At 68.2% G+C, this 5,530-nt stretch carries 6 protein-coding genes, 1 tRNA gene and 1 pseudogene; 2 read left to right on the plus strand and 6 right to left on the minus strand.

The features are described 5' to 3' along the window. Positions 1-247: 247 nt before the first annotated feature. Complete coding sequence (rpsI, locus tag G6020_RS07555) at positions 248-673, minus strand: 30S ribosomal protein S9 (protein WP_259847906.1); 426 nt, start codon at positions 671-673, stop codon at positions 248-250. A gap of 113 nt (positions 674-786) precedes the next feature. Continuing rightward, on the minus strand, positions 787-1,230 hold the full coding sequence (gene rplM / locus G6020_RS07560; protein WP_107748654.1) for a 50S ribosomal protein L13: 444 nt from the start codon (positions 1,228-1,230) through the stop codon (positions 787-789). 214 nt (positions 1,231-1,444) lie between these two features. Between rplM and G6020_RS07565 the strand changes: the two genes are divergently transcribed. Beyond that, positions 1,445-1,520 (plus strand) — tRNA-Arg (locus tag G6020_RS07565). A 228-nt stretch (positions 1,521-1,748) separates the two neighbouring features. Next, positions 1,749-2,075: a hypothetical protein gene (locus G6020_RS07570; RefSeq protein WP_179524678.1), complete on the plus strand. Its 327-nt coding sequence runs from the start codon at positions 1,749-1,751 to the stop codon at positions 2,073-2,075. 81 nt (positions 2,076-2,156) lie between these two features. Here the strand turns inward: G6020_RS07570 and G6020_RS07575 are convergent, their stop codons facing one another. From G6020_RS07575 to G6020_RS07590, 4 genes and pseudogenes are all read right to left on the minus strand, one after another. Continuing rightward, complete coding sequence (locus tag G6020_RS07575) at positions 2,157-2,696, minus strand: hypothetical protein (protein ID WP_179524677.1); 540 nt, start codon at positions 2,694-2,696, stop codon at positions 2,157-2,159. Between the two features lie 174 nt (positions 2,697-2,870). After that, positions 2,871-4,493, minus strand: a complete 1,623-nt coding sequence (locus G6020_RS07580) for a cation acetate symporter (protein ID WP_179524676.1) — start codon at positions 4,491-4,493, stop codon at positions 2,871-2,873. Further along, positions 4,493-4,783, minus strand: a complete 291-nt coding sequence (locus tag G6020_RS07585) for a DUF485 domain-containing protein (protein WP_179524675.1) — start codon at positions 4,781-4,783, stop codon at positions 4,493-4,495. Before G6020_RS07585 ends, G6020_RS07580 begins: the two co-directional genes overlap by 1 nt. Positions 4,784-5,061: 278 nt before the next feature. Continuing rightward, positions 5,062-5,530, minus strand: a pseudogene (locus G6020_RS07590) (hypothetical protein); the annotation flags it as partial.

The following is a 5,530-nucleotide window of genomic DNA, read 5'->3' on the forward strand; positions in this document are numbered from 1 at the left end:
GGCGGCCGCTCCGAGGCGGACGGCCAGGTCCACGGTGAGCGTCCGATTGGCGAGTCCGCGAACCCCGTCGGTGCCGAACAGTCGGGTCATGGTGCGTGATCCTCCGGGGTAGTGGGACCGCCACCGCACTGGGGGTGGGTGTTCCGGACCGGGTAAGGATAGCCCCGGCCGTGAGGTCCCTTGGAAAACGAGCCAGAGCAGGCCCCCGCGATCGCGGGCGCCTGCTCTGGGGTGTCGAGCGCGGAGATCAGCGCTTCGAGTACTGCGGGGCCTTACGGGCCTTCTTGAGGCCGGCCTTCTTGCGCTCGACGGCGCGGGCGTCCCGGGTGAGGAAGCCGGCCTTCTTGAGCGCCGGGCGGTCGTCCGGCGCGTACTGGATCAGCGCGCGGGCGATGGCCAGACGCAGCGCGCCGGCCTGTCCGGAGGGGCCACCACCGTGGAGCAGCGCCACGATGTCGAACTGCTCCTCGCGCTCGACCAGGACGAGCGGCGACTTGACGAGCTGCTGATGCACCTTGTTCGGGAAGTACTCCTCGAGGGTGCGACCGTTGAGGGTGAACTGGCCGGAGCCGGGCATGAGGCGGACGCGGGCGACGGCCTCCTTGCGACGGCCGACCGCCTGCGTCGGACCGGAGGAGACGACCGGGGCCAGCTGGGTCTCGGCGTCGGCCACGTAGTCGGTACCGCCGGCGTAGTCGGCCTCGCTGTAGTCCTCGGCGACCTCGGCGGCGAGTTCCGCCACCGTGTCATCGGCGAGCTCGGCCTCGGGGGTGATGTTCTCGTCGGTCACTGGGCCACCTGCTTGATCTCGTAGGGCACGGGCTGCTGGGCGGCGTGCGGATGCTCGGGGCCCGCGTACACCTTCAGCTTGGAGGCGACGGCACGACCGAGCTTGTTGCTCGGGAGCATGCCCTTGACGGCCTTCTCGACGACGCGGTCGGGGCGCGTGTCCATGGCCTTGCCGAGGGACTGCGACTTGAGCCCGCCCGGGAAACCGGAGTGACGGTGGTGCATGACGCGCTCGCGCTTGTTGGACGAGATCGCGACCTTGTCGGCGTTGATGATGATGACGAAGTCGCCGGTGTCGGCGTTCGGGGCGAACTGCGGCTTGTGCTTGCCACGGAGGATGTTGGCGACCTGCACGGCGAGTCGACCGAGAACCACATCAGTGGCGTCGATGACGTACCAGGCGCGCGTCACGTCCCCGGGCTTGGGGGTGTACGTGGACACAGGCAATACCTCTGTCTGTCTAGTGGGGCTGCCGGCCTGTCGGACGCCCACCCCCTCGCGCGGCGGCCGGTGGTGACCCGCGGAGGCGGTCCGTCGATCCCGGGACACGGGGACGACACGGACGCCAGCGGCCAAGCCTACCGCCCGGCTGTCGACACTCCAACTCGCCGATCACGGGACCGGCGCGGATCAGTTAGACTCTCCCCCGGTTCCCGCCCTCGTAGCTCAGTGGATAGAGCACGGCTCTCCTAAAGCCGGTGTCGGAGGTTCGATTCCTCTCGAGGGCACCACGGCGCGCGTCCGACCATCCGACGCCCGCCCCACCACCGCGGATGCCGCACGACGCCTCTCGGCCAGACCTGACGGGACCACTGACGCCGTTGACAGCAATACATGCACGTATGACAATCTGTGCATGCCATGGACGAGTGCCGACCCGCGAGCGATCCGGCGACTCCCGTGACATCCGCCAGCCATGCCCGGCGGCGACACGCCGGCGACGACCAGGAGCGACACCGATGACCGTGACCGACCACCCCAACGCCGAGCCCCACTCGCACACCCACGGACCCGGCTGCGGTCACGAGGCCGTGGTCCACGAGGATCACGTCGACTACCTGCACGACGGTCACCTGCACCGCGAGCACGACGGCCACTACGACGAGTGCACCACCTGCTCGTGCGACAACTGCACCGACAGTTGCGCGGTGTGCACCTGTACCGACTGCACCTGCGAGACCTGTAACCACAACGTGTGCTCGTGCGACAACTGCGGGGAGCGCCACGAGTGCGCGAACTGCGTGTGCGACGACTGCTCCTGCCCGACCTGCAGGCACGCGGCCTGAGTCACGGGTAGGCCGCCCGACCGGCCGGAAGCACCCGAGCCCGCTGATGGATCATCAGCGGGCTCGGGTGCGTCACGGGGATCAGCGTCGCAGGGTCGCGGCGAACGCCCCTGTCAACGCGAGGATCGGCAGGCCGATGAACAGATGGACTATCGCCGCGGCCAACCCGTCGAGGAACGGCACCGTCACCAGCAGCGGGAGCGCCACCGCCGCGATGATCAGCAATCCCACGGTCCACGAGAAGAACTGCTGCGGGTTCGCCGTACCCACCAGCAGCAGGTACCAGAGGAGCCCGGCCAGGATCGCGGCCACCGCCCCGTAGACCGCGTACATGGTGGGGGTGTTGCCGCCGTTCGCCCACTGGTGGCCGAAGCGGCCGAACGCCGCCTCCACCACCCAGGCGATCAGCCACCCGGCGATCGCCGCCACGAGTGCCGTGGCCGCGACGCTGCCGAGGAACTTGCCCACGTCGATCGCGGGACCGCGGGGTTCACGGCGCTCCTGATAAGCGGCCTCGTTCGAGTAGGGCTCGTCGTACCCTGGGTCTCCGCCCATCTGCGAATACGCGCGCGAGTCGGGTTGCCCCATGCGCCGCGTCTGGTCGTCCTGTCCGGGATACATCTGTTCTGACCGCCTCCGAATCGGTGTGGTGGTCACCGAGGGTAGTCCCTTTGTCCACCGACTTCCCGTCGGTCGGGGTTCGACCCCCGGGGCGCACCGGGACGACGACGCGACCCGCCCGACCGCGTCTCGCGGTCGGGCGGGTCGGGATCGGTTCCGCCCGGGTGGGCCGGGTCAGTGGTTGATGGTCTTCTCCACACCGACGCCGGTGAGGGAGCGGACCTCCATCTCCACCCGCTTCTGCGGGAACTCGTCCTTCTTCCCGAGGAACGTGCCGATGATGCCGAGCAGGAACGCCAGCGGAATCGACACGATGCCCGGGTTGGACAGGGGGAACAGCGAGAAGTCGACACTGGTGATCATCGACTTCGGGCCACCCGAGACCGCGGGCGAGAGCGCGATCAGCACGAGTGTGCTGATCAGGCCGCCGTACATGGAGAACAGCGCACCGGTGGTGTTGAAGCGCTTCCAGAACAGCGAGTAGAGGATGGTCGGCAGGTTCGCCGACGCCGCGATGGCGAAGGCGAGGGCGACGAGGAACGCGATGTTCTGCCCCATGGCGCCGATGCCCATGATGATGGACGCGACACCGATCACCACGACGGTGATCCGGGACACGCGCAGCTGGGCCTTCTCCGTGGCCTTGCCGTGCTTGATCACACCGTTGTAGATGTCGTGGGCGAACGACGCCGAGGCGGTGATCGCCAGGCCCGCGACCACCGCGAGGATCGTCGCGAAGGCCACCGCCGAGATGATGCCGAGGAATATCTCCCCACCCAGCGCGAAGGCCAGCAACGGGGCCGCCGAGTTCACGCCACCCGGCGCCGCCTCGATGACGTCCGATCCCACCATCGCCGCGGCACCGAAGCCGAGGACCAGGGTGAACAGGTAGAAGGACCCGATGAGCGCGATCGCCCAGGTGACCGAGCGACGGGCCTCCTTGGCGGTGGGGACCGTGTAGAAGCGCATCAGCACGTGGGGCAGGCCGGCGGTACCGAAGACCAGGGCGATCGACAGGGAGATGAAGTCGAGCTTGCTGGTCTCGGTGGCGCCGTACTGCAGACCCGGGCTGAGGAGGTCCTTACCCGAGTTGGCGACGGCCTCGCCGAGGAGTGCCGAGAAGTTGCCCCGCGCCGCCACCAGGACGAACAGACACATGATCAGCACGCCACCCACGAGCAGCACGGCCTTGACCATCTGCACGTACGTGGTGCCCTTCATGCCACCGACCAGCACGTAGACGATCATCAGGATCCCGACGGCCGCGACGACGATCGCCTGGCCGGTGGAATCGTTGATGTTGAGCAGCAGGGCGACCAGACCGCCGGCGCCCGCCATCTGGGCGATGAGGTAGAACAGGCAGACCGCGAGAGTCGCCAGGGCGGCGGCCATGCGGACGGGCCGCTGGTTGAGACGGAAGCTCAGCACGTCGGCCATGGTGAACCGACCGGTGTTCCGCATCAGCTCGGCGACGAGCATCAACGCCACCAGCCACGCCACCAGGAAGCCGATGGAGTAGAGGAAGCCGTCGTAACCGTTGATGGCGATGGCACCGGCGATGCCCAGGAACGAGGCCGCCGAGAGGTAGTCGCCGGCGATCGCGAACCCGTTCTGAGGCCCCGTGAAGGTGGAGCCACCGGTGTAGAAGTCCTTGGTCGACTTGGTCGACTTGGACGCCCGCAGCACCAGCGTCATGGTGACGACGATGAAGATGCCGAACACGACCATGTTGAGCAGAGTGGAGCCGACCTGCTCCCCCGGGGTGAGCTCACGGATGTTGATCAGCCAGTCGCCCATCAGGCCACCTCACCTTCCAGCTCGTGGCGGATCGCTTCCGCGCGGGGGTCGATCACCCGGTTGGCGAACCGGATGTACAGGAACGTGATGAGGAACGTGGTGACGAACTGCGCCAGACCGATGATCAGCCCCCAGGTGATGTTCCCGAAGACCCTGGTCGCCATGAAGTCGGTCGCGTAGACCGCCAGTAGCACGTACAGGAAGTACCAGACGAGGAAGGCGATCGTCATGGGGAAGACGAAGGCCCTGAACTTGCTGCGCAACTCCTGGAATTCCGGGCTGGAGTGCATCGCCTCGAAGTCAGCCGCTTCCGGGCTGCGTCGTGACGATCCTCCCACCGGGGGATCAGCTGGCTGGGACACGGAGGTCCTCCGTTTCAGTTCTCTCGAGCCACACCTCTGTAGTGATGCGCCTCACAGACTAGGACTGGAGAAGTGTGACACGGGACACAAGGGTTTGCCGAGGCCAATCCGCCCCGGGGGGCCGACGGAGGCAAACGCGGTGGTGACACCACCCCTATCGGGGGGCGGAGCCACCTCATCCGGGGGGGTCGGCGCCGGCGTCGGGGTCAGGCACCGCCCCGTCGACCGACGGCGTCGGCGAACACCCGGACGATCTCGTCGGTCGTCTGCGCGACATGACTGCTCCCCCCGGTCACCCGGGCGATCTCGGCCAGGGTCTCCGGGTCGGCGTCGTCGAGCAGGCCGACGGTCACCACGATCACCGGCTCGGACGGGTCGACCATGCCCCGGAGTGCGAGGAGGAAGTCGTCCCGGGTCAGCTCCGACACCGTGTCGTCGGCCCCGTCGGAGATCACGATGATCGAGTTGATCATGTCGGGGTCGTAGCCCGACCGGACCGCCGCGTAGGCGTCGAGCACGGTCCGGTGGAGATCCGTCCCTCCGCCGACCAGCCCGGGGAGCGACGCCAGGGCGCCGGCCAGCGAATCGCGGTGGCTCCCCTCGGGGGTGGGGGCGTCGAGGCGGGTGAGCGGGGCGACCTCGCGGTAGGGGCGCCCGTCCAGACCCGCGTCCCCA

It is taken from the genome of Dietzia sp. B19 (genome assembly GCF_014145155.1).
GTDB classification, from domain to species: domain Bacteria; phylum Actinomycetota; class Actinomycetes; order Mycobacteriales; family Mycobacteriaceae; genus Dietzia; species Dietzia natronolimnaea.

Coding starts and splice junctions, on each gene's coding strand:
- G6020_RS07585 (WP_179524675.1), bottom strand. CDS start 4,783: ATGCACTCCAGCCCGGAATTCCAGGAGTTGCGCAGCAAGTTCAGGGCC.
- G6020_RS07575 (WP_179524677.1), bottom strand. CDS start 2,696: ATGTATCCCGGACAGGACGACCAGACGCGGCGCATGGGGCAACCCGAC.
- G6020_RS07580 (WP_179524676.1), bottom strand. CDS start 4,493: ATGGGCGACTGGCTGATCAACATCCGTGAGCTCACCCCGGGGGAGCAG.
- G6020_RS07570 (WP_179524678.1), top strand. CDS start 1,749: ATGACCGTGACCGACCACCCCAACGCCGAGCCCCACTCGCACACCCAC.